The organism is Spiroplasma endosymbiont of 'Nebria riversi', from assembly GCF_018831625.1.
Lineage (GTDB): Bacteria > Bacillota_I > Bacilli_A > Mycoplasmatales > Nriv7 > Nriv7.
The window spans coordinates 996,452-1,019,196 of the sequence record NZ_CP065193.1 but is presented as its reverse complement, the minus strand read 5'-3'; the positions used below and the strand labels follow the sequence as shown (position 1 = coordinate 1,019,196).

The following is a 22,745-nucleotide window of genomic DNA, read 5'->3' as shown; positions in this document are numbered from 1 at the left end:
TTAGAACTTTCAAGAACTAATGGTTTAAATAAAAATTATAAAGAATTTTCTAAAATTCTAATAATCATTGAAAGAACAAATAAACAAGATCCACAACCTAGCATCATCAATGATAAAGTTCGTGAAAGTCCTCGCTCTTTAGTTTGTGCAAAAAGCTCTTGATTACCACCACTTAATGCTCCTAACCCTGCTTGCGTTTTCTTTGGCTGTAATAGTCCAATAACAATCATTACAAAACCAATAATTAAAAGAATAATCTCAAAGATTAATAAAATATTTTGTTTACTCATATATTAAACCTCTACTTTTATAAATTTTAATAATTACCTTGTAAATTATATCATAATCTATCATATATGTTTTATAACAATTTTTTTAATTTTTTTTTATTACTTATTTTTCAAATAAAAAGGTAATCAGTTTTTAGTTGTTTTTCTTTCAAAATTATTTAAACCTTTTCCTACCTAACAAAACTTTATGCGTCCTTATTTTACAACTTAAATTAGAAAAAATGATATTGACTTTGTAAAATTTGAAAAATAATATTAAAACCATAAAATATTATAATTACTCCAGAAGTTATTACTGTAAAAATTTTACTACTACTTCAACGCGGAATTGTTTTAACAGTAAAAATAATAATTGTTAACAACAGCAAAATCGCAATAACAAATAATGGCATTAAATTCATCATATTACCATTTGCTAAATATTCTAAACTTCCGACAGGATGATTAATAATATCAGCAACAAAGTAAATAATTGAATTAAAAAGATGGCTACCAACAATTCCGGCAATGGCAACATTACCATAACCAATCCTTGCTAAAGAAAATAGTGATACTACTTCTGGTAAGGCTGTTGTCATTCCTAAAAAAATCGCTCCTGCCGATTCTTTTTTAATCCCATAAACATTATCAAAGTTATCAATAACCGCAACTAATATTATTGAAGAAAGAACTAAACCAATAACCGAAATAACGAAAAAAATTATAATCATCTTTAATGATAATTTTTTTAAACCAACATCTTTATTAGTTTTAGGTTCTTTTTCCTCATCATGAAATCCTTTAAAAATCATTATTAAAAATCCCCCATAAACTAATAATAAAACTAAAAATGGTCAAGAAACATTGATATAAGGAATTGTTAATCGCATAAAATCAAATGCTTTAATTGGCATTAAAACTAATACTAAAATTATATTAATTCCGATCATTAAATAAATAATAAAGCGATTAGAGTTATTTATTTTTTTAAAAAATAAATAACGAATAAACATAATATCAGCAACAGCTAACATTGCTCCTGAAAATAAATTTGCCCCCATAACATCACCCATACTAACTTCAGGACTCCCTAAAGCACCGGCTGTTATCGCCGATACAAGTTCTGGCAATGAAGTTATAATTGATAATAATAATGCTCCCACAACCGCCGTTGACATTTTTGTTCGCATTTTTAATGCTGACAAATATTTAATCATCCGTCTAGAAGCAAAAAAATTAATACTCGCAAAAATAACAAAAAATACCCATAAATATTCTGATTTTGTTCAACCAAATAATCACTGTGAAATAATTCCGCCCCCTATTTAAAAATATCGTAGTATTTAAATTTGATAGTCAAAATCAAATAATTCCGATAACGACACTTGTAAACCCTTAGCAAGTTTAGCAATACTTTGTAAAGAAATGTTTCTTTCACCGCGTTCAATATCAGAAACATAATTTTTATTTAAATCACATTCGTATGCTAATTCTTCTTGTGACAAATGCAAATTTATTCGTAATCGTCTAATTTGTTGACCAAACTTAATTTTAACATTCATAACATCCTTAATCATTTTTAAACATCCCTTTATTTTATTGTTTTACTAAATTATTAGCTCAATTAGCTTTTCGCACAGTAATAATTAATATTGAAAATTGAATAATTTCAGCTAAAGAAACAATTAAAAATACAATTATTGTCACCATTACTCAATTCTCAGAAAACACTTCATAATTATTAGGTTTAAAAATTGTAAATGCAAATCAAGTTAACCCCACAATAAAAACCCAAGTGCAAAGAATATCAATTAAACTTGATAACAAATTTTTACCACCCATCCTTAAAATATTAAAGAAGATAATTGATGTTGACAAGAAAAAGAACGCTATCCCTTGAAAAGCTAAATACCACTTAGCAACATAAATAACTGCTGGATTTCCCGTAAAGAAATTAAGAATAAATGGCGAACTAAATATGATTAATAAAGCAATTGTCGCATTTAAAATTAAACCAAAACCTAAAATTTTATAAAAATTAACTTTTGCTTTAGCAATATGATTAGCTCCTAACTCCCGACCAACAAAATATGGAACAGCCACATAATAACCATTAAAAAATGAATAAAACACGCCAATAATGCTGAATGTTAAAATTGCCGCTTGATAAGAATTATTTAAAAATCCTTCTTTTAAAATAATCATCGTTTGTACAAAAGATGAAAGCACAAACAAGGCATTCGCCATAAAAATAAACACAAAGTTTTTCATAATTTTTTTTCACAAATCTAATGTTGTTTTTCAAATTTTTCATCCTGGATAATAAACTGGCTTCTTTCAAACTATAAAAGCAATGACAACAATAAATTAACAAACCCGAGCAAAAAATGTTGACCACGCAGCACCACAACCAAAAAGCTTAATAAAAATCGGATTTAAAATCGCATTAATTGTTAAAGGCAGAAAGTTAATATACAACGGCGTTCAAGCATCACCACACTCATACATTGTATTATAAAAAACTAACAAAATACCTAAAAACCAAGTTGTATAATTAATAATCTGCAAATAATCATTTGCAGATTGAGAAATAAAACTTTTCTTATCTTCCGGCAAATGATTATCTAAATTTACAATAATATTAATTAATGATGTTCTTGTGTTGATATTAAGGTAAAATAAACTACTGCCAAAATAAGTGCTAAAATTAATTTTATTCTTGTGGTTTCCACAACTTTAGCATAATTCTTTTTCCCTAAATATTGTGTTGTATAAATGCCCTCGGCGCCCGAAATCGCTCAAAAACTATAAATTAATAAAATTAACATATCATTCGTTAAACCTAGACCAGTTAATTGTTCAGGATTAAAAATTGAAATAAAAATTGTATCTAAAACATTAATAAAAGCAACAATCAAACTTTGCAAAATCAAAGGTAACATCATCCGTAAAACTTTTTTATTAAATTCTCAATCTCAATATTGTTTTCAATTAATTTTTAATTTCATTAGTTCCACTCAATTACAATATTTTCTTAATTAACACTTAAAATATAAAAAATTAATAGCTAAACAGATTTTACTACTAAATTAATAACAATTTCTTTATATCACAAATTTATATATATTAATACAAAACATTTTTTTAATTTTATGAAAAAGTCAAACAACAAGCAGAATTAATAAAAAAACAAAAACGTTTAAATGAAATTGATCAAAAATTTAGAGCACGAGGTATTAAATGCCCTAAATGTGAATCTTACCATTGCGTTAAAAATGGACATAATTCAGAAGGAAAAAAAATATTTATGTAAAAATTGCCGTGCAAGTTTTGACGCTTTTCGTAATCATTTTATTTATTGAAGTCATTTAAATTATGAACAATGAAATTTATTGATTCAAATTTCATTGCTGGGGCAATCTAGTAAAACAATTTCTCGTTTTATTAAAACTACATTAAAAACTGCTTGATATAACCGTCAAAAATTAATGAAATCAAAACAATTAGAAAATACCCAATTAAAATTTAAAAAATTATCTGGTAAAATCCAAATCGATGAAACATTTATTAAAGAAATTCATAAAGGAAATTTCAAACATAAAACTGATCCACGAAGAATTCACCTTGACCCATTCGCAACTAATACTAAATGCTGTATTCAAATGGCAGTTGATAATAATAACAATATTTATGTTAAATCCACAAACACAAAACGTTTACAAAAACAATGAGTTATTGAAAATATGAACAAAGAATTAATTAACCGAAATTCAATTATTACTTCTGATATGCAAAAATTATATTTTTTAGTAGCAAAACAAACAAATTCTACTTTATGTGTAACTAAAACAACAATTAATCCTGAAGCTATTTATCATAACTTAAATAAAATCATTAAATTACAATCTAGTCTTAAAGAAGCCATAATTAATTATCATGGTTTAGGTTTTACTAATATTCAAAATTATTTAAATCTCTGAAAATGAAAATACCAACATAAGGGTTTAGCTCCAAACCAACAAACAGCGGTATTATATTTTAATGTATAAAAAATTAAAGTAAAAATAGTAATTTTACATAAAAGCCTTTTAAAATTATCAAGTTGATGATTTTTTTTATTTTATCAAGAGTTTTCGACAAAATTAAAAAAACATTTTATAAAATATTTAATTGTCATCAGAAGCAATACTTTTAAGCAGTAAATAACTATTTTTAATTTCGCGCATCATATGATTTATTCCTGATTTAGAAATCATATCGTGATAAATATTTTCATATAAATCGCAAAGCTCATTCAACGAAGCTTCAGGATTATCTAACCGTAAATTAGCAATTTGTTGAGTTTTTAATGATAACTTTAAAAAATAATCATTCGCTTTTAAAAAATTAATCATCTTAATTTGTTCAATAGCCGCTTTATTAGTTTTTTGCTGATTAGAAATCTCAATATTTGTTAAACGATTAATACTATTATACATATCTCGTGAAATGCGTTCATTTTCAAACGAAAATAGTGCAAGACTTGCATCAATTAATTTCAAAAAATCAGCAATTTCAGTTGATTTTTTTAAATAAATTAAAGGTTTTTTACGACGATAAATGCGTTTAAATTTAAAACCAAAACTATTTATTAGTAATTGTAACTTCCGAATAAACAAAATATCAATTCCTTGAATTTCTAAATGATAATTACTAATCCTTGGCGAATTAACACTACCAGTAGCAATAAATGCTCCCGCAATAAATGCTCTTTTTGATATTTCACTCTTTAATCTTTCAAAATTAACAACTAATTCATTTCGTTTAATATCATAACTAATATCTTTATTATTAATGATTAAATAAACAATATGTGAAAGATCTAACTTATATACAATAGTTTTAATTCCCATTGTCAAAATTTCTGGATAATAATTATAAACTTCAGCAATTAATTTTTTAACAAAAATAGCAACGGTTTTATTAGAAAATTCAAAAATTAATTGCTTACTATTAAATATCGCTAACGATTTTATTAATCCCAATAAAATAGCTTGCTTTGCTGGATGACTAAATTCCTTTTTCATAATTTCTTGCTTAACAATTTTAGAAAAAGACATCACTATTAATCACTCCGTTCATAAAACTGCTAATTAATTAAGCATCAATTACAATTTCAATTGATCTAAATATTTTATTGCTTCTTGAGCAGCAATCGCACCATCACCAACAGCAGTAGCAATTTGTCTTAAAAATGTCTGACGAACATCACCAATCGCAAATATTCCCAAAACACTAGTATGCATTATTTCATTAGTAATAATATAACCATTTTCATCACAAATTTTTAAGTCTTTAACAAAATTAGAAATTGGTGTTGAACCAATATAAGGAAAAATTGCACTAGCATCAATTACTTGTTGCTCTTTTGTCACATTATGTTCAATAAAAACTTGTTCAAGAGAATTTTTACCAATAACTTCTTTAACAACATAATTTAACAATCATTCAATTTTATTATTATTTTTAGCGATTGTTAATGCTCCTTTCGAAGCTCGAAATTCATTTCGGTGATGCACTAAATATAACTTTCTAGCAAACTTAGTTAAATATACCGCTTCTTCAATAGCAGAATCACCCCCGCCAACAACAACAATATCCTTATTGCGAAAAAATGCCCCATCACAAACCGCACAGTAAGAAACTCCGTGACCATATAATCTCTTAGCGCCATCCACCAATAACTCATTTTCAACTGTTCCCGTAGCAATAATAACCGCTTTAGTAAGTCATGTTTTACCATTTTCACCAGTAATAATCTTATTATTACCGTCAGTTGCAATTTCAATATTTTTTACCTTAGTAGCTTCATATTCAGCGCCTAATTTTCTAACTTGCCTATCCATTGCTAATGACAAGTCAGGTCCTAATATTTTATCAAAACCCGGATAATTTTCAATATCATAAGTTTTTACCATTTTCCCTCCGGGAGGACCTTCATTAATAAGAAGTACTTTCAACTCTGCCCGACATGCATAAATCGCACTAGTAAATCCGCCCGGACCCGCACCAATAATAATTAAATCATAATCAGTATTAATATTGTTTTTCATATAATCACCTAATTTGTCTTCATTTACGAACGCTAATAACTTGTGCAAAAATTATCAAAATAATTCCAGTAATAACACCTAGCCCTAAAAATATATAAGTACCCACATAATCATAAGGAAATAAAATATCACTTTCATCACGAAACATTTCCAAAATAATTCGCACCATACTATACATAACTACATAACTTCCAGTTTGAACACCAACTCGCGTCATTCAATATTTATCCGGATTAGCATTTTTTTCTAAAGGTTTAGCCTCTTGAGTTCATAATTGTTTAATTCTTATTCATTGATTTTTAAATCATCGTTCTATAAGTCTAAAAAATGGATTATTAGCTTTTAAATGCGGTTCTGGATATTTTCTTACTACCGTTAACTTTTTTGTTTTACTCGGAGTTTGTTCAAAATAAGCTTGATTTCAACAATTTAACTTTCAAAGACGACGATAATAAATTTTTTTAAACGGTGTTGCCCAATTTTTTTCACTTTCCAATAATTCCACATCTTTTTCTCAAAGCGGAATAAATTTTTTAGGATATTTCTTTCAAGGTTTAACACTATTTCACATACCAATCTTAAGAATAACAAAAGTAATTAGTACCCAAGAAAATAAATTAATTAATGATTCATACAAAAACAAAGGGTGACGAACAATACCAATTCCTTCGGCTGGACTACCGTCCGCATTAGCTTTTCTTAAATTTTCTAATAATCAATTAGGTAATCAATCTAATGAAGTCGTTATCTGTCCTAAAAGTTCATGATTAAAAAAATTACCTCAACGACCAATAACTTGCCCTAATAAAATATTTGGAATAATGGCATCAGCAAATATTCATAACGATATTTCATATTTTTTAGAATAATGCCGAAATCAAAAATAACCAACAATAACACCAGCAATAACACCACCATGAACTGCTAATCCCGGTTCTCAAATCATAAAATAACCTCAAAACCCATACTGATCAATAATAGGACTATTAATTTTTCCAATAATTGAAGAACCAAAAATTGCACTCGGAACAGTTAAAAAAATACTTCATTCAAATGGTTCAGTTGGAATCTCGCGGCGTTTTAATTTAATCCAAGAAGCTAAAATCGAAACAATTATTCCTAAAAGAATAAAAAGCGGATAAAATCTTAAAATACCATTAGTCCCTGGAATTTCATTAGGTACTCAATTTGAATATATATTCATCATTTTTACTTTTACACTTAAACCTTTCTCTTATGTTTTAAGTTCACTATCAATTCGGTTAATAAATAACTCAGAACTATTTATACCTTCATTATGCAACTTAATATTAATAACAGCTGCTTCAATTAATTCCGAAATATTTCTTCCTAAAGTTACAGGAATCGTAATCGCTGGAATTTTAATACCAAAAATTTCTTCTCTATCAATTTCTGTTTGCACACGATTTAAATTAGCAAAGTACTCACTATCAGCCAATTTTAAATTAACAATAATATCAATATCAGTAACTTCCAAAGTTGTTCTTAAACCATACATCTTCGTTAAATTTAAAATCCCAATGCCTCTAATTTCAATATGATGCTTTAACTTTTCATCACTACGACCAATAACTTTATTAACATATCTTTGCAAAACAATCGCATCATCGCCGACAAACAAATGTCCTTTTTTAACTAATTCTAAAGTATTTTCTGATTTTCCAATCCCACTATCACCTTTAATTAAAACTCCCAAACCATAAATATTAATTAACGACGCGTGAACCATTTCCATTGGTGCTAAACGATTATCAATGTAACTAACAATAATATTATAAAAATCATTAGAAGAATAATTAGCCTCAATAACAGGAAAATTTATTTCTTTAGCATATTCTACTAATACCGGCTCATTAAAACGAATACTAGTAAAAATCGCTGGAACATCTTGATTAATAAGTTTCTCATAACGAGCCTTGCGCTCTGATGTTGGTAACTTATTAATGTATTCATTCTCTTTACCACCTAATAAAACAATCCGATGTTTACGACTAGTTTCATCAGAAATAAAACCTGCTAATTCTAATCCCGCACGATTAATGCCCCCGATTTCAATTTCTCGTTCCAATACTTGTTCATCACCAGACAATAACGACAAATTAAATTTTTCCACAACTTCTCGTAAAGTTAATACTTTTTTGTTCATAATAACATCACCCATCATTTCATATAATTTAATGTTTTCTATTAAATATAATATCACAAAATTGATAAAGAACACACCCAAATAACTAGGACATCAAATTCTCCTAAATTAAAAATGCATCACTTTAAGATGCATTCATATTTTATAAATTAAATTCATTAACGACATTTATTACAAGTTAAATAAAAATTTTGATTTATTTAACAGTAAAATTAACAATAACTTTATCATCGATCGGCACACGATTAACCAAACCATTTTTATTAGTAGCACTAATAATTACATCAATTTCCACACTATTACCAGTCAAAGGAATTTTTAAAACAATCGTCGCATCTTTCAAAGCGATTTGTAAATTAGCAGTAACTTTTGAAGTCGTTGGATCATAAACATCTTTAATCGCATCATTTAAAATTTCTTTAATTTTTAAAGTAACATCTTCACCACGAACAACAGTACCTGCTAAAGTAATTTTTTTTAAATTTAAAAATTGTAAAGCCAATTTAAGATACGAAATATTAAGTTCCTCTTGTGCAATAAAAATCACCAAATCAACTTTAACAGTATATTTATCATTTGTTACTTCCATTTTATTTTTATCCTTAGCATGAATGAGCCTTAACAATTACATCAACAGGAACAGTCGTTCTCTCTGCTTCATATTTTTCTTTTGCTTCTGCATATGATAATATTTTTGTCTTATCTTTCAATTCAATAGTTAAATTAGTAAAATCATTACTTTCTAAACCACTAATAGGACTTTTAAACTCTAAACTAATCAACTTCATCACATTAGCTTCTGTTAAAGTATTTATTTGCAATGAAAAGTCTTTTAATAATAATTTATCTAACGCCTTTTGCGCGGCATCAATTTTTGCTTGTTCAGGATTAACAATCGCTGTAAAATTAACTTTCACTTTTTTTGTTGTATTGGTAACAACCGTTACATTAGTATCTTTTGCCTTAGCAGTAAGAACAACATCCAAATTGAAAAACTTAGTTGTTAAATCTACTACTTGATAACTATCAGTATTTTTAAAAGCAATTGTCAAATTAGTAAAATTAATATTTGTCAATCCCGCAATTGCTTCTTGCAATTTAGTAGCACTAATTTTTATTTCTTGACCAATATAGAAAGCACCTGAAACATTAATATCTTTTAATAATAGACTATCTAAAGCATTTTGGGCTTGTTTAATCTTTTCTTTATTATCTTCTCTTGGATAGGTTACAATAAGTTGAACCATATTTATGTGGACTTTCAAATAAAATAAAATTATTAAGAAAGTAGGGCGATAAAAATGGAGAAAAACTCATATTCAAATGAATTTAAAAAACAAATTGTCATGATTTATCAAAACGGAAAAAGCATTGTTGAAATTATTAAAGAATACGGAATTTCAAAATCAGCCGTATATCAGTAAATTGAAAATTTTAATAATTTAGGGTCATTTAAAGTGCAAGATAATCGCACTGTCGAAGAAAATGAATTAATTTACTTGCGAAAAGAAAACCAACAATTACGAATGGAAAATGACATTTTAAAGCAAGCAGAACTGATAATTGGCAAAAAATAGGAATTATTAACAATAATAAAGAAAAATATTCCGTGCTAAAAATGTGTCAAATATTAAAAATAGCAAAATCAACATATTGTTATCAAACTAATAATTGCGTTAAGTATGATGTTAATAATTATGAAGAAGAAGTTATCAGTGCATTTAATAAAAGTCGTAAAATTTATGGTGCTCGTAAAATTAAAGCTGTTTTAATGAGAAAAGATATTATCTTATCACGTCGAAAAATCAGATTCCTTATGATCAAAAATAATTTGGTTTCTAAATACACCAAATTAAAATATCGTAATAATAAAACAATGGTTAATAATGACCAAATTAGTAATGTTTTAAATCGTCAATTTAATAACAAAAAACCTAATGAAGTTGTTGTTAGTGATTTAACATATGTTCAAGTTAGAGGAAAATGACATTATATTTGTTTATTAATTGACTTGTTTAATCCAGAAATAATTGGCTATAGTGCCTGACCAAACAAAACCGCTGAACTAGTTCAACAAGCTTTTCATAAAATAACACGACCATTAAATAAAATAACTTTATTTCATACTGATCGTGGTAATGAGTTCAAAAATAAAATCATTGATGAAATTTTAATAACCTTTAATATTAAAAGATCATTAAGTGCGAATGGTTGTCCTTATGACAATGCTGTGGCTGAAACAACTTACAAAACCTTTAAAATATAATTTATCAAGGGTAAAAAATTTGAAAATTTAACACAATTAAAATGCGAATTATTTGATTTTGTTAATTGATACAATAATCGTAGACTACATGGCAGTTTAAATTATTTAACGCCTGTTGAATTTAGAAAATGACAGTCTACATAAAAAGTGTCCTAAAAAGGGTTGCCATACCACTTGTTTTTTTTAGTTTTTCTTTTATGATTAATTAGTTTTAATGCTTTTCTTAACTTGCTTTGTTTTTCAATACTTTGCTTTTTTATTATTCATTTTCATTATTATCAAAATTTGTTTCTACCATCCTTATTCTTCCTAACTCCTAACATTTTTATTAACTTATTTATTGCTTTTTTATTATTCATCCATATGTTTCATTACCTTTCAATTGATTTAAAAAAATTAATTAAAATAGTTTTGATTATCAATATAAGAAAAAACTATTTTCAAAATTAAACTTTTTTATTGCAGATTACATTCCCGAACTGCTCGATTTTACTTAATTAATTTCTCTAAAATTATTATGCAATAAAATAACAAAAGAATAAACTATTATGTGCCTTCATGGATTTTAACAATAACATTTGCTACGGTTTTTAGTGTTTCATAAATTGTCGTAATAATTAAATATAAAATTCGAACTAAATAAATTCATTTAATTAGTTTAGCTTCATTAGCAGTTAACAATGATTGCGCAAACTTATATACGGGTTGCATTGCCCGAATATAAAAATATATCGGAATACTAATTGCTAAAATAAAACAAATACTAGCAACGATACCAATAACAATTATTGCTTGATGTGGATTATCATTACCAAATAATGCTTGACTATTAAGAATTAATAAAACTAAATTAATAATAAAAAATGATGTTACCACTAATGCTAAATTAACAACTAACAACCATCCAAAACTAAGAAATAATTTTCTTCCTTGCGAAGTAGAATATGCTACTTCCCCAGCTTTAGCTAAAGTATATAAACTACTACGATGATAAGTTCAAGGTAACATTTTAACTATTAAATGATGTGGTTGTTGCTTTTTGTAATGAAAAGGCGTTAATTGAAAAAACTGACTTTTAATTTCATAACTAGTAGTTTTTTGAACTTTTTTCCCAACAAAAACAAACTTCTTTAAATAAGCATCAACAAATTCTTTTCCTGTTAAATCAGCACTGTTAGTATTTCTAATAATTGATGAATATATTCAAGTAGCCAGTCAAGTTATTAATAAAATTCCAACTAAAATCCCAAAAACTATTAATGCTATTAATAGTCCTATGGGGATATTACTAGCGATATTTATTTCTAAAAATAATGTTTTTAATTGCATATTATTCTACTTTAATAAAATTATGACAATATTTTATCATATATTGCAATAACAAAAAATAACCTCAGTATTTATTGAGGTTATTAATCGGATTTATTATTTAAACTAATTCAATATAAACCATTGGGGCATTATCGCCTTTACGGTCATTAGTTTTTAAAAGTCTCGTATAACCCCCAGATCTTTCATTATATCGCTTAGCAATATCAGTAAATAATTTTTGTAAAACTGTTTCTGTTTCATTAACATCAATATTTCTTAAAATACTTGATGCTTGTCTTCTAGCATGCAAATCTTGTCTTTTTGCTAAGGTAATTAATTTATCAATTGTTTTTCTTAATTCTTTAGCTCGTTTTTCAGTTACAAGCAATCTTTCATGAACAACTAATTCTGTTGCTAAATTACGCATTAATCCTTGTCTTCAGCTAGTATTTTTACCGCGTTTTTGAATAAATGACATATTCTCTGTTCCTCCTTTTATTCTCGTTTAAAAGTTAGCCCTAATGCTAATAATTTCTCTTTAATTTCATTAAAGGATTTTCTTCCTAAATTTTTCGTTGCTAAAATATCATTTTCTGTTTTATCAGTTAAATCACCAATCATAACAATTTCTGCTCGTTTTAAACAATTATATGAACGCACCGTTAAGTCTAATTCTTCAATCGGTTTTTCTAATTCATCTGTTTCTTGTTTTTCAGAAATAGAAATAATTTCTAATGATTGTGCTTGCTCACTTAAACTAACAAAATATTCTAAATGAGCAATTAAAATCTTCGCAGCAATCGCAATTGCTTCTACAGAAGTAACCGAACCATCGGTTGTTAATTCTAAAACTAATTGCTCTAAATCAGCAGTTTTTCCCACTTTAGTTGGTTCAACACTATATTTAACATTAACAATTGGTGAATAATTAGAATCCATAGGAATAATTCCAATATTAGTAATTAAGCGTTTATTATCATCAAATGATTTATAACCACGAGAATTTTGAGCATACATTGTCATTTCTAATTTACCACCTTTAGCAACAGTAGCAATTAAATAATCACCATTTAATATTTCAATTCCTAACGGACAAACAATCATTGAAGCTAATACTTCACCAGCTCCAGCATCTACTTTTAGTGAGACACTTTCTTCTTCTTTAAAAACAGTACTATCAATTTTTAAAATAATACCTTTTAAATTTAAAATAATTTGAGCAACATTTTCAACAATCCCTTTAATTGTTGAAAACTCATGACTAGCCCCTTTAATATCAACACCATAAATTGAAGCTCCCGGTGTTGCTGCTAATAAAGTTCTTCGTAAAGCGTTACCAATAGTATTACCAAATCCTCTTTCTAATGGTTCTACTATAAAACAACCGAAATTTTTACTAGTACTTTCAGCTTGTAATTTAAAATTTGGTCTAACAAATTGTTTCATTTATTAACCTCTTGGCCTTTTAGGGGGGCGACATCCATTATGAGGAATTGGTGTTACATCTTTAATACTTGTAATTTCCAAACCGGCTGCTTGTAAGCTTCTAACAGCAGCATCTCTTCCAGGGCCGGGTCCTTTACACTGAACTTCAATCGTTCTCATTCCATGTTCCATTGATGCCTTAGCAACTTGTTCTGCTACCATTTGTGCAGCATAAGGGGTTGATTTCTTTGTTCCTTTAAAACCAATTGCACCAGCCGCACATCAAGCAATAACATTGCCTAACTCATCAGTCATTGTTACAATTGTATTGTTAAATGTTGAATGAACATGAGAGATTCCTTTTAAAATATTCTTTTTTTGTCTTTTCTTTGCAACTTTTTCTATTTTTGCCATCGTGTTATCTCCACTTCTTACTATTTTTTCTTATTAGCAACCGTTTGCCTGCGATCTCTTTTTGTTCTGGCATTTTGTTTAGTAGATTGACCATGAACTGGTAAACCTTTACGATGACGAATACCACGATAACAACCAATTTCCATTAATCGTTTAATATTTAATTGGATTTCGCGTCGTAACTCACCTTCTACTTTATAATCTTTAGATATTTCTGCTCTAATATTTGTTAGTTGCTCTTCTGTTAATTGTTTAACACGAATATTTTCATCAATACTACATTGTTTTAAAATCTTTTGAGCATTTGATAGGCCAATCCCATAAACATATGTTAAAGCAACAACAACTCTTTTATCATTAGGGATTTCTACTCCTGCAATTCTTGCCATATTTAACCTCCTATTTTTAACCTTGTCTTTGTTTGTGCTTTGGAGTTTTACAAATTACTCGCACACATTTTTTTCTATTAATTATTTGACATTTATCACAAATTTTTTTAACTGATGATCTTACTTTCATTTAATTTTTCTCCTTTTACTATTTTTTTACTTATGACGATAAGTAATCCGCCCACGTTTTAAATCATATGGAGAGAGTTCAATAATTACTTTATCACCTGGTAAAATCCTAATGAAATTCATGCGAATTTTACCAGAAACGTGAGCTAAAATAACCACATTGTTTTCTAATCTTACCTTAAACTCAGTATTAGGTAAACATTCAATAACAATCCCTTCCGCTTCAATAATATTTTTATTTTCTTTTTCTTTGGTGGCCATTTAATTCCCTTCTTCCATTGAGTGTGGATTAGCAGTTAAAACTTCATATCCTTTTGCGGTTACTAGAATTGTATGTTCAAAATGAGCTGAATATGTACCATCAAGGGACACAACTGTTCAATTATCACTTAAAACTCTAGTTTCGTCAGTACCAATTTGTACCATTGGTTCAATACAAATTGTTATTCCTGCCACTAGTTTTAAGCCATAGTCATATTTACCATAATTAGGAACATATGGTTCTTCATGTAATTGTTTACCAATCCCATGTCCCATATAATTTTTTGGTAAATGATACCCTTGTTGCTCAACAAATTGTTGAATTGTTGCGCCAATAGAACCAATTCTAACACCTGGAGCAATAATTGCTATTGCCTTATTTAAGGCTTCTTCCGTTACAGTAATTAACTTTTGATATTCCGCTTTAATTTGACCAACACCAACAGTAATCGCCGCATCCGCAAAGTATCCATCAACAACAGCACCAGCATCAATTGATACTAAATCACCTGTCTTAATAATTTGATTATTAGCAATTCCATGAATTAATTCATTGTTAATAGAAACACAAATATGATTAGGAAAACCATAATAACCTTTAAACGCTGTTTTAGCATTATTTTCTTTTAACACTCTTGTTGCTATTATATCAAGGTCGCGTTTTTTTATTCCGGGAATAATTGCCTTTTTAACTTCAGCTAACATTTTAGCAACTACTTTTCCCGCAGCACGCATTGCTTTAATTTCCAACTCATTTTTAACAATAACCATTTATTTTACACACTATCTAAAATACTTTTAATACCATTAAATACTAATTTACTTGACTGATTAGCATCAACAACATGTAATAAGTTTTCTTCTTGATAATACTCTACTAAAGGTAAAGTCTCATTCAAATAAGTTTTAATTCTAATTTTAGCTTTTTCTTTCGTATCATCATCGCGCTGAATTAATGATGCACCATCATCATCACATTGCATCGCAATTTTAGGTTTATTAACTAATTTGTTATATGTTCGATTACAAGTCGGACAAACTAAGCGATTAATAATCCGATCAATTAAATGTTCTAAGTCAGCTTCTAAATAAATAACAAAATCAATTTGTTGTTCTTTTTTTTCTAAAATCTCTTGCAACGCATGCGCTTGTTTAAGCGTTCTTGGAAAACCATCAAGAATAAAGTCTTCGCTTAAATTATCAATGGTTTCTCGCACAAGATTAATGACTTGTTCATCGGGTACTAATTTTCCTACATCTAAATATTCTTTAGTTTTCAATCCCAATGGTGAATTATTTCTTATCGCTTGACGAATAATATCTCCTGTTGATAAATGTATCAAACGGTATGCCTCACATAACTTTTGTGACTGAGTTCCTTTACCGCTTCCGGGTGCTCCTAAAAAGATTAAATTCATTTTAAATATCACTCTCTTTTATCATATATTTTTACTTTGATTTTCATCCCTTTTAAATTGAATATAAGATTGTTGCGTCAAATGTCCTTGAACTTGACGAATAACTTCAATTGCAACACCAACCATAATAATAACTCCTGTTCCACCAATTGCTAACATTGGCGGTAAATTTGTTAATTTAGAAATTAATGTTGGCAATATCGCAACAAAAGCTAAAAAGATACTACCAACAACACTTAAACGATTTAAAGTTGATTTAATATATTTCTCAGTTTCTTTTCCTGGTTGAATTCCAGGAATAAATGTGCCATTCTTTTGAAAATTCTCTGCCATTTGTTCAGGATTAATTTGTACTTGAGAATATAAGAAAGTAAAGAGAATAATTAAAATCGCAAAAATGCTCATTCCTGACCATGAATCTAATGCCAAATAAGTCTCAGTAAAATTAGTAAACCTTGTTCCTTCGGGATTATTAGCTTTAACAATTTGGGCAATTGTTAAAGGCGCTGTTATAATTGCTGAAGCAAAAATCACGGGAATAACACCAGCCGAATTAATTTTTAACGGCAAATACGGTGCTTTTTCACTTTTTAACGCTAATCCACTTCCCGTCTGTTGAATCGGAATTCTTCTTTCTGATTCAGCAAAGAATACAACCATTAAAATTACTAAAAGAAAGCCAACCATATAAAGTAAAAACTTTAAAAATCCACTAAAAACAACTATTGCTTCACTTTGACCACCAACTCAAAATTGAAAAGTTTTAGCAATATTAAATTGTAAACTAGAAGCAATTCCTGCAAAAATAACTAAAGAAACACCATTACCAATTCCACGAATTGTAATTTGATCAGCTAGTCAAAGAATTAAGAATGTCCCTCCCAAAAGCAATGTTGGTACCAAAATATAATAAAACACTGCCGACATAGCAATATTTCCAGCATCTGCTTCTTGCCATTTAAGACTAATAATTTTTTGTTGTGCTAAGGTCATAATTGTCGCAAAACCTTGCATAATGCCAAATGGCAATGTTAATCATTTAGTTAATGTATCTAATTTTCGTTTCCCTTTTTCTCCTGATTTGGCTCAACGAGATAATCCTGGAACTAAATCAGTAGATAATAATTGGACAATAATAGAAGCAGTAATGTAGGGTGATAACCCTAAAGCGAAAAGTGAGAATCGGTCAATAGAGCCTCCGCCTAACATTGCAATCAAATTAAAAAATTCTCTTGAATCCTTGTTAGATTCATTAAGGTTTTTATTTATATTAACCCCTGGAACAGTAATTAATGCTCCCAAACGAATAATAAATAAAACCAATAATGTAAAAGCTAATTTTAATAAAATATCTTTATTATTACGATAAAATCTTTTAATGGTTGTTATCACTATTAAATCACCTCGGTTTTACCATTAGCCTTCTCAATAGCATCTTTAGCAACTTTTGAAAACTTATGAGCTTTAATAACTAATGCTTTACTAATTTTACCATTAGCAAGAATTTTTACTAATGATTTTTCACTATTAATTAATTTTTTACTTTTTAAAACTTGGGGAGTAATTTCAGTTACATCTAATTGTTCTAAAGCACTTAAGTTAACAATTTCATATCGTTTCTTTGTAAAATTGGTAAAACCGATTTTAGGAATTCTACGAAATAAAGGCGTTTGTCCACCTTCAAATCCAGGACGAACACCACCACCACTTCTAGCATTTTGACCTTTATGTCCTTTACCAGAAGTTTTTCCGTGCCCTGAAGACGCTCCTCTTCCAAGGCGTTTTTTATCTTTACGAGATTTTTCAGTATATTTAAGTTCATGTAATTTCATAATTATTGTTCCCTTGCTAGTGATTTTTCACTAACTTTTTCTTTAATTTCTCGTAAACTATAAACTTGTTCTTTAGTTCGCATTTGTTTTAAACCATCCATTGCTGCTCTAATCATAATAAGTGAGGTATTAGAACCTAATGACTTAACATAAATATCTTGAACACCAGATACTTCAATTAAAGTCCGAACTGGACCACCAGCAATAATTCCCGTACCTTTTCTAGCAGGTTTAATTAATACTCGGCCCCCACCATAATGACCAATACCCTCATGAGGAACAGTAACCCCCACCATTGGAATCATAAAAGTATTTTTCTTAGCAGCTTTTGCTGCTTTTTTAATAGCATCGGGTACTTCATTAGCTTTACCGGTAGCAAAACCAACTTTTCCCTTATGGTTACCAATAATAACTACTACTGAGAAACGAAAATGTCGCCCCCCTTTAGTTACTTTAGTTACCCTTCTTACTTTAACAACCTTTTCTTCGAACTCTTCAACCGGTTTTTGAAAATTAGCGCTTGGTTTTTTAGTTCATCGTTTTTTATTTCGTTCACCATCACTACCTCGATTAGCAAAATTGGGCTTAGTTGGTGATGCCGTTAAATTTTGTTGATCTTTTTTTTCTTGCATTAAGATACTTCTCCTCTACTAAAATTTCAATCCATGTTCTCTTGCGGCCTCCGCAAACGCAGCAATTTTCCCGTGATACAAGTACCCCCCGCGATCAAAGACCACGGTGGTAATATTGTTTTCTAAAGCTTTCTTGGCTAACATTTCTCCCAGAAGAGTAGCACTAGCTTTATTTAAATTACCCTTACCTGTCATTTGCAAAGTTGAGTAAGAAACTAGTGTCCGGTGCTGACTATCATCAATAATTTGTGCATAAAGATTCTTATTAGAACGAAATACATTAAGTCGGGGTCTTAATTCAGAACCAGTTATTTTTTTACGAATGCGAAAATGTCTAATTTTTCTTGCTTCATAGCGATTTGATTTCATTTTTAACTCCTTTGAAAGTAATCTAGACTATTGTCTATTTACCTGCTGATTTCCCTTCCTTACGAATAATGTATTCATTATCATATTGAATTCCTTTGGCTTTATACGGTTCTATTCGTCGAAAAGCACGAATATCGGCTGCTACTTGTCCAACTAATTCTTTACTAATTCCTGAAATAATAAGTTCTGTTGGTTTAGGACAAACAACTGTTATTCCCTCAGGGATAGTATATTGAATCGGATGTGAAAACCCTAAACTTAAATTTAGTTTATCACCCTTAATATTAGCACGATATCCCACCCCATTAATTAATAATCTTTTACTAAAACCAGTAGTAACACCTGTTAACATTCCTTCTAACAATGAATTAGTAGTTCCATGTAATTGCTTAGTATGTTTTTGTTCATTCGATCTGATAGTTTTAATCGTTTGGTTTTCAACGATAATAGTAATTTTTTGTGGTAATTGTTTATTGAGTGTTCCTTTAGGTCCTTTAATAGTTATGATATTATTTTTTGCAACATTTATTTCAACGCCATCTTGTACAGATAGAATGCGATTACCAATTCTTGACATAATTTATCACCCTATCAAACAAAGGCAAGAACTTCGCCACCTAAACGATTTTCTCTTGCTTTTGCATCAGTCATAACTCCGATTGATGTCGAAATAATTGCAATTCCTAAACCATTTAAAACCTTTGGAATCTCACTATTTTTAACATATACTCTAAGACCTGGCTTAGATATTCTCTTTAAACCTCAAATTACCCTTTGGCTTGCTTTATATTTTAATAAAATATCAATTTTGCTATGAGTTCCATCTTTGGGTTTCTCATTAATTTTAAAATCGGTAATATACCCTTCTTCTTTCAGAATTTGGGCAATTTGCAATTTTATATTAGAAGTCGGAATGCTTACCTTTTTAAATTGTCGCTGGTTAGCATTGCGAATTCTTGTTAGCATATCGCTAATTGGATCTGTCATCATATTTTACTAACTACCTCCCCTATCATGAAGCTTTCTTAAGCCCAGGGATTTGCCCTTTATTGCCAAATTCACGAATACATATACGACATAATTGAAACTTTCTTAATACTGACTTTGGTCGGCCACAATTTTGACAACGAGTGTATGCGCGAACTGCAAACTTAGGAGTTTTTAATTGTTTTACTTTTAGTGATTTTTTTGCCATCAGTTTCTTTCCTCTCCTATTTCTTAAATGGTGCACCCATTTTTTTTAGTAAAGAAAATGATTCATTTTGATTATTACTAGACATTACAATAGTAATACTCATTCCTCTTGTTTTTACAACTTTGTCGTAATCAATTTCAGGAAAAATCAATTGTTCTTTAATTCCTAATGTGTAGTTACCGTGTTTATCAAAACCAGCTTTATTTAAACCACGAAAATCACGAACCCGAGGTAAATTAATATTAAATAATTTATAAAGAAAGTCATACATTTTAGTACCCCGTAAAGTTACTTTACACCCAATTGGCGTTCCTTCTCGTAACTTAAAACCAGCAATTGATTTTTTTGCTCTAGTTATTACTGGTTTTTGTCCGGTAATTAAGTACAATTCTTGCATTACTATTTCAATATTTTTACTGTTACTAACAGCATCACCAATACCAACATTAACAACTACTTTGATAATTTTAGAAACTTGCATTGTAGAAGTAAAATTATATTCTTGCATCATTTCCTGAATAATTTTATCTTGATATTGTTTTTGTAAATAATTCATCAAATTTTAACTCCTTCAATTAAATTCTTGTCTTGGTTTTGCGAGCAATCCGATATTTTTTACCATCTTTAATCTCATAACCAATTTTAGTTGTTTTAGTTTTATCTTTACTATCTAGTAAAGCAACATTGGAAAGATGAATGCTTGCAGGAATTTCTTTAATTTCCCCTTTATCATTTTGGGTTGGTTTTTGGTTTTTTTTAATTGTAATGCCTTCAATTTCCACACGAAGTTTTTTCTTTAAAATATTAGTAACTGGTCCTTTAAAACCACGGTGTTTACCAGCAATAACTAATACTTGGTCACCTTTTTTAATTTTTATTTTTATCATCTTATATCACCTCAGTTGCTAAAGAAGCAATTTTATTAAATCCTGCTTCTTTTACTTCTCTAGCAATCGGACCAAAAATTCTTGTTCCTCTTGGCATTTTATCATCTCTAATAAGAACAGCTGCATTTTCCGAAAACTTAATATATGTACCATCACTTCTGCGAACAGCTTTTTTAGTACGAACAATAACAGCTTTAACAACTTGTCCCTTTTTAACAATCCCCCCCGGTGTTGCTTGTTTAACTGAACAAACAATAACATCACCAACACTTGTAAATTTACGGGCCGAACCACCTAAGTTCCGAATTACTAAAATTACTTTTGCTCCTGTATTATCGGCGACCCTTAATTGAGACTCAGTTTGAATCATAATCTATACTTCCTTTTCTATAAAATAATTGCTTTTTCAACAATTTTTACTAAACGAAAGCGTTTAGTTGCTGATAATGGTCTTGTTTCCATAATTAAAACACGATCACCCTCTTGGGAAGAATTGTCTTGATCATGAGCTTTAAACTTTTTTGAATATTTAACGCGTTTTTTATATATCGGATCACTTTTATATGTTTCTACTAAAACAGTAATTGTCTTCTCCATTTTACTAGAAACAACAATACCCGTATAAACCTTACGGTTATTTCTTTCCATCATTATCGCCTCACTTTTCATCAGTTTTTGTATTAGGGGTTATCGTTGCTGATTTAGATTTAGTAACTTTTGCTGTTTTAACAATAGATTCTTTACTATCTTTACTTGTTATCGGCTTAGAAGCTTTCTTTTCTTTCATAACTGGTGCTACACCATCTTTAACTTTTTTAATTTCTTTTGCCACTAATTTTTGATTTTCCAGTTCAATTTGTTTAGCAACAACATCATCTTGCTTTTCAACAACTAATTTCTTTTCTTTAAGTTTAGGTTTTGCTTTCTCTTCAACAACTTTAGTTTTTTGATCAATTTCTTTTTGTAATGTTTCAGAAATAACAACTTTTTGTTGATTCAATGGTTTAACAACTTCGCCAGCATCTTTTCTCATTTGTAAATGCGTTAATATTCTAGCAACTTCTCTTCGTAATTCTTTAATCCGATGAGGCTTTTCTAATTGTCCAGTTGCTGATTGAAATCTTAAGGCAAACAATTCTGCTTTTAATTCTTCAGCACGATGTTGTAAATCATTAATGCTTTTATCTTTAAATATCTTCTTTGCCATTATTCTTCACCTCGTTTAACAATTTTACATCTGATTGGCAATTTATGCATTGCCAGTCTTAACGCTTCTCTTGCTACTTCTTCGGTAACACCAGCAACTTCAAACATAATTCGTCCTTTTTTAACAACAGCAACAAACTCTTCAGGAGACCCTTTTCCAGAACCCATTCGAACTTCAAGTGGCTTTTTAGTTTTCGCCATCTGCGGAAAAATGTTAATTCAAACTTTTCCGCCTCGTTTCATATATCTTGTCGCTGCAATTCTTGCTGCTTCAATTTGTTTTGAAGTAATTCAAAGACCTTGTAATTCAGGTTTTTTTTGTACTTGATCAGTATTGACAACAATATTTCTTTTAGGCATAACCAATTTGCCAACTGCTTGTAATCCATATTCACCAAACGAAACCTTAGTTCCTCTTGTTGCTTTGCCTTCATAAGAAACACGATGCGGACGGCGATATTTAGTTCGTTTTGGCATTAACAT

Annotated in this window: 35 protein-coding genes and 1 pseudogene; 2 read left to right on the top strand and 34 right to left on the bottom strand. The window is 29.0% G+C overall.

Annotation, left to right across the window (positions count from 1 at the left end; genetic code table 4):
* Positions 1 to 35: 35 nt before the first annotated feature.
* The 6 genes from secG to I5Q57_RS06570 form a co-directional block, all read right to left on the bottom strand.
* A complete protein-coding gene (gene secG / locus I5Q57_RS06595; protein ID WP_215825783.1) occupies positions 36 to 290 on the bottom strand; it encodes a preprotein translocase subunit SecG in 255 nt (84 codons plus the stop codon).
* A gap of 212 nt (positions 291 to 502) precedes the next feature.
* A complete protein-coding gene (locus I5Q57_RS06590) occupies positions 503 to 1,540 on the bottom strand; it encodes a sodium:calcium antiporter (RefSeq protein ID WP_256444936.1) in 1,038 nt (345 codons plus the stop codon).
* A gap of 72 nt (positions 1,541 to 1,612) precedes the next feature.
* Positions 1,613 to 1,846 (bottom strand): helix-turn-helix domain-containing protein, encoded by a 234-nt coding sequence (locus tag I5Q57_RS06585; RefSeq protein WP_215825781.1) that lies wholly within the window; start codon positions 1,844 to 1,846, stop codon positions 1,613 to 1,615.
* Positions 1,847 to 1,865: 19 nt separating this feature from the next.
* Positions 1,866 to 2,516, bottom strand: coding sequence for an MATE family efflux transporter (locus I5Q57_RS06580; protein WP_256444935.1), 651 nt, complete (start codon positions 2,514 to 2,516; stop codon positions 1,866 to 1,868).
* Positions 2,517 to 2,636: 120 nt separating this feature from the next.
* The gene (locus tag I5Q57_RS06575; RefSeq protein WP_215825779.1) at positions 2,637 to 2,885 is read right to left on the bottom strand and encodes an MATE family efflux transporter; all 249 of its coding nucleotides are present in this window, start codon (positions 2,883 to 2,885) and stop codon (positions 2,637 to 2,639) included.
* A gap of 29 nt (positions 2,886 to 2,914) precedes the next feature.
* Positions 2,915 to 3,277 (bottom strand): MATE family efflux transporter, encoded by a 363-nt coding sequence (locus I5Q57_RS06570; RefSeq protein ID WP_215825778.1) that lies wholly within the window; start codon positions 3,275 to 3,277, stop codon positions 2,915 to 2,917.
* Positions 3,278 to 3,544: 267 nt separating this feature from the next.
* On the opposite strand from I5Q57_RS06570, the gene I5Q57_RS06565 reads away from it, so the two are divergent.
* Positions 3,545 to 4,318: a transposase gene (locus tag I5Q57_RS06565; RefSeq protein ID WP_215825777.1), complete on the top strand. Its 774-nt coding sequence runs from the start codon at positions 3,545 to 3,547 to the stop codon at positions 4,316 to 4,318.
* A 117-nt stretch (positions 4,319 to 4,435) separates the two neighbouring features.
* On the opposite strand, the gene whiA is transcribed toward I5Q57_RS06565, so the two are convergent.
* The 6 genes from whiA to I5Q57_RS06535 all read right to left on the bottom strand — a co-directional run bounded on the left by whiA (position 4,436) and on the right by I5Q57_RS06535 (position 9,775).
* Positions 4,436 to 5,368 (bottom strand): DNA-binding protein WhiA, encoded by a 933-nt coding sequence (gene whiA, locus I5Q57_RS06560; protein ID WP_246534742.1) that lies wholly within the window; start codon positions 5,366 to 5,368, stop codon positions 4,436 to 4,438.
* 48 nt (positions 5,369 to 5,416) lie between these two features.
* Entirely contained in the window at positions 5,417 to 6,361 is a 945-nt protein-coding gene (gene trxB, locus I5Q57_RS06555; protein WP_215825775.1) for a thioredoxin-disulfide reductase, read from the bottom strand.
* Complete coding sequence (locus tag I5Q57_RS06550) at positions 6,345 to 7,568, bottom strand: prolipoprotein diacylglyceryl transferase (protein WP_215825774.1); 1,224 nt, start codon at positions 7,566 to 7,568, stop codon at positions 6,345 to 6,347. Before I5Q57_RS06550 ends, trxB begins: the two co-directional genes overlap by 17 nt.
* 27 nt (positions 7,569 to 7,595) lie before the next feature.
* Positions 7,596 to 8,528 carry an HPr(Ser) kinase/phosphatase gene (gene hprK / locus I5Q57_RS06545; RefSeq protein ID WP_215825773.1) on the bottom strand — a complete coding sequence of 311 codons (933 nt, stop codon included), beginning with the start codon at positions 8,526 to 8,528 and terminating at the stop codon, positions 7,596 to 7,598.
* 196 nt (positions 8,529 to 8,724) lie between these two features.
* Positions 8,725 to 9,117, bottom strand: a complete 393-nt coding sequence (locus tag I5Q57_RS06540; protein ID WP_215825772.1) for a hypothetical protein — start codon at positions 9,115 to 9,117, stop codon at positions 8,725 to 8,727.
* A 13-nt stretch (positions 9,118 to 9,130) separates the two neighbouring features.
* On the bottom strand, positions 9,131 to 9,775 hold the full coding sequence (locus tag I5Q57_RS06535) for a hypothetical protein (RefSeq protein ID WP_215825771.1): 645 nt from the start codon (positions 9,773 to 9,775) through the stop codon (positions 9,131 to 9,133).
* 54 nt (positions 9,776 to 9,829) lie between these two features.
* Between I5Q57_RS06535 and I5Q57_RS06530 the strand changes: the two are divergent.
* Positions 9,830 to 10,938, top strand: a pseudogene (locus I5Q57_RS06530) (IS3 family transposase).
* Positions 10,939 to 11,340: 402 nt separating this feature from the next.
* On the opposite strand, the gene I5Q57_RS06525 reads toward I5Q57_RS06530, so the two are convergent.
* From I5Q57_RS06525 to rplP, 22 genes are all read right to left on the bottom strand, one after another.
* Positions 11,341 to 12,123 (bottom strand): hypothetical protein, encoded by a 783-nt coding sequence (locus I5Q57_RS06525; protein ID WP_215825770.1) that lies wholly within the window; start codon positions 12,121 to 12,123, stop codon positions 11,341 to 11,343.
* A 100-nt stretch (positions 12,124 to 12,223) separates the two neighbouring features.
* Entirely contained in the window at positions 12,224 to 12,583 is a 360-nt protein-coding gene (rplQ, locus tag I5Q57_RS06520) for a 50S ribosomal protein L17 (protein WP_215825769.1), read from the bottom strand.
* Between the two features lie 17 nt (positions 12,584 to 12,600).
* Positions 12,601 to 13,551: a DNA-directed RNA polymerase subunit alpha gene (locus I5Q57_RS06515; protein ID WP_215825768.1), complete on the bottom strand. Its 951-nt coding sequence runs from the start codon at positions 13,549 to 13,551 to the stop codon at positions 12,601 to 12,603.
* Positions 13,552 to 13,554: 3 nt separating this feature from the next.
* On the bottom strand, positions 13,555 to 13,944 hold the full coding sequence (gene rpsK, locus I5Q57_RS06510) for a 30S ribosomal protein S11 (RefSeq protein ID WP_215825767.1): 390 nt from the start codon (positions 13,942 to 13,944) through the stop codon (positions 13,555 to 13,557).
* 20 nt (positions 13,945 to 13,964) lie between these two features.
* Entirely contained in the window at positions 13,965 to 14,333 is a 369-nt protein-coding gene (gene rpsM / locus I5Q57_RS06505; protein WP_215825766.1) for a 30S ribosomal protein S13, read from the bottom strand.
* A 16-nt stretch (positions 14,334 to 14,349) separates the two neighbouring features.
* Positions 14,350 to 14,463, bottom strand: coding sequence for a 50S ribosomal protein L36 (gene rpmJ / locus I5Q57_RS06500; protein ID WP_215825765.1), 114 nt, complete (start codon positions 14,461 to 14,463; stop codon positions 14,350 to 14,352).
* A 26-nt stretch (positions 14,464 to 14,489) separates the two neighbouring features.
* Positions 14,490 to 14,723: a translation initiation factor IF-1 gene (gene infA, locus I5Q57_RS06495; RefSeq protein ID WP_215825764.1), complete on the bottom strand. Its 234-nt coding sequence runs from the start codon at positions 14,721 to 14,723 to the stop codon at positions 14,490 to 14,492.
* Positions 14,724 to 15,494, bottom strand: a complete 771-nt coding sequence (gene map, locus I5Q57_RS06490; RefSeq protein ID WP_215825763.1) for a type I methionyl aminopeptidase — start codon at positions 15,492 to 15,494, stop codon at positions 14,724 to 14,726.
* A 5-nt stretch (positions 15,495 to 15,499) separates the two neighbouring features.
* Positions 15,500 to 16,141 (bottom strand): adenylate kinase, encoded by a 642-nt coding sequence (locus I5Q57_RS06485; RefSeq protein ID WP_215825762.1) that lies wholly within the window; start codon positions 16,139 to 16,141, stop codon positions 15,500 to 15,502.
* An 18-nt stretch (positions 16,142 to 16,159) separates the two neighbouring features.
* Positions 16,160 to 17,533, bottom strand: a complete 1,374-nt coding sequence (gene secY / locus I5Q57_RS06480) for a preprotein translocase subunit SecY (protein ID WP_246534682.1) — start codon at positions 17,531 to 17,533, stop codon at positions 16,160 to 16,162.
* Positions 17,534 to 17,535: 2 nt separating this feature from the next.
* Positions 17,536 to 17,973: a 50S ribosomal protein L15 gene (gene rplO, locus I5Q57_RS06475; protein ID WP_215825761.1), complete on the bottom strand. Its 438-nt coding sequence runs from the start codon at positions 17,971 to 17,973 to the stop codon at positions 17,536 to 17,538.
* A gap of 2 nt (positions 17,974 to 17,975) precedes the next feature.
* Positions 17,976 to 18,605 carry a 30S ribosomal protein S5 gene (gene rpsE / locus I5Q57_RS06470; protein ID WP_215825760.1) on the bottom strand — a complete coding sequence of 210 codons (630 nt, stop codon included), beginning with the start codon at positions 18,603 to 18,605 and terminating at the stop codon, positions 17,976 to 17,978.
* A gap of 18 nt (positions 18,606 to 18,623) precedes the next feature.
* Positions 18,624 to 18,974 (bottom strand): 50S ribosomal protein L18, encoded by a 351-nt coding sequence (gene rplR, locus I5Q57_RS06465; protein ID WP_305849494.1) that lies wholly within the window; start codon positions 18,972 to 18,974, stop codon positions 18,624 to 18,626.
* A gap of 34 nt (positions 18,975 to 19,008) precedes the next feature.
* Complete coding sequence (gene rplF / locus I5Q57_RS06460; RefSeq protein ID WP_215825759.1) at positions 19,009 to 19,551, bottom strand: 50S ribosomal protein L6; 543 nt, start codon at positions 19,549 to 19,551, stop codon at positions 19,009 to 19,011.
* Between the two features lie 11 nt (positions 19,552 to 19,562).
* The gene (gene rpsH / locus I5Q57_RS06455) at positions 19,563 to 19,964 is read right to left on the bottom strand and encodes a 30S ribosomal protein S8 (protein WP_215825758.1); all 402 of its coding nucleotides are present in this window, start codon (positions 19,962 to 19,964) and stop codon (positions 19,563 to 19,565) included.
* 19 nt (positions 19,965 to 19,983) lie between these two features.
* A complete protein-coding gene (locus I5Q57_RS06450) occupies positions 19,984 to 20,169 on the bottom strand; it encodes a type Z 30S ribosomal protein S14 (RefSeq protein WP_215825757.1) in 186 nt (61 codons plus the stop codon).
* 16 nt (positions 20,170 to 20,185) lie between these two features.
* Positions 20,186 to 20,725 carry a 50S ribosomal protein L5 gene (rplE, locus tag I5Q57_RS06445; protein WP_215825756.1) on the bottom strand — a complete coding sequence of 180 codons (540 nt, stop codon included), beginning with the start codon at positions 20,723 to 20,725 and terminating at the stop codon, positions 20,186 to 20,188.
* Between the two features lie 19 nt (positions 20,726 to 20,744).
* Complete coding sequence (gene rplX, locus I5Q57_RS06440) at positions 20,745 to 21,056, bottom strand: 50S ribosomal protein L24 (protein ID WP_215825755.1); 312 nt, start codon at positions 21,054 to 21,056, stop codon at positions 20,745 to 20,747.
* Between the two features lies 1 nt (position 21,057).
* Entirely contained in the window at positions 21,058 to 21,426 is a 369-nt protein-coding gene (gene rplN, locus I5Q57_RS06435; RefSeq protein WP_215825754.1) for a 50S ribosomal protein L14, read from the bottom strand.
* Positions 21,427 to 21,443: 17 nt separating this feature from the next.
* On the bottom strand, positions 21,444 to 21,707 hold the full coding sequence (gene rpsQ / locus I5Q57_RS06430) for a 30S ribosomal protein S17 (RefSeq protein WP_215825753.1): 264 nt from the start codon (positions 21,705 to 21,707) through the stop codon (positions 21,444 to 21,446).
* Complete coding sequence (rpmC, locus tag I5Q57_RS06425; protein WP_215825752.1) at positions 21,691 to 22,263, bottom strand: 50S ribosomal protein L29; 573 nt, start codon at positions 22,261 to 22,263, stop codon at positions 21,691 to 21,693. The genes rpsQ and rpmC overlap by 17 nt, the downstream gene beginning before the upstream one ends.
* Entirely contained in the window at positions 22,263 to 22,745 is a 483-nt protein-coding gene (rplP, locus tag I5Q57_RS06420) for a 50S ribosomal protein L16 (protein ID WP_215825751.1), read from the bottom strand. The genes rpmC and rplP overlap by 1 nt, the downstream gene beginning before the upstream one ends.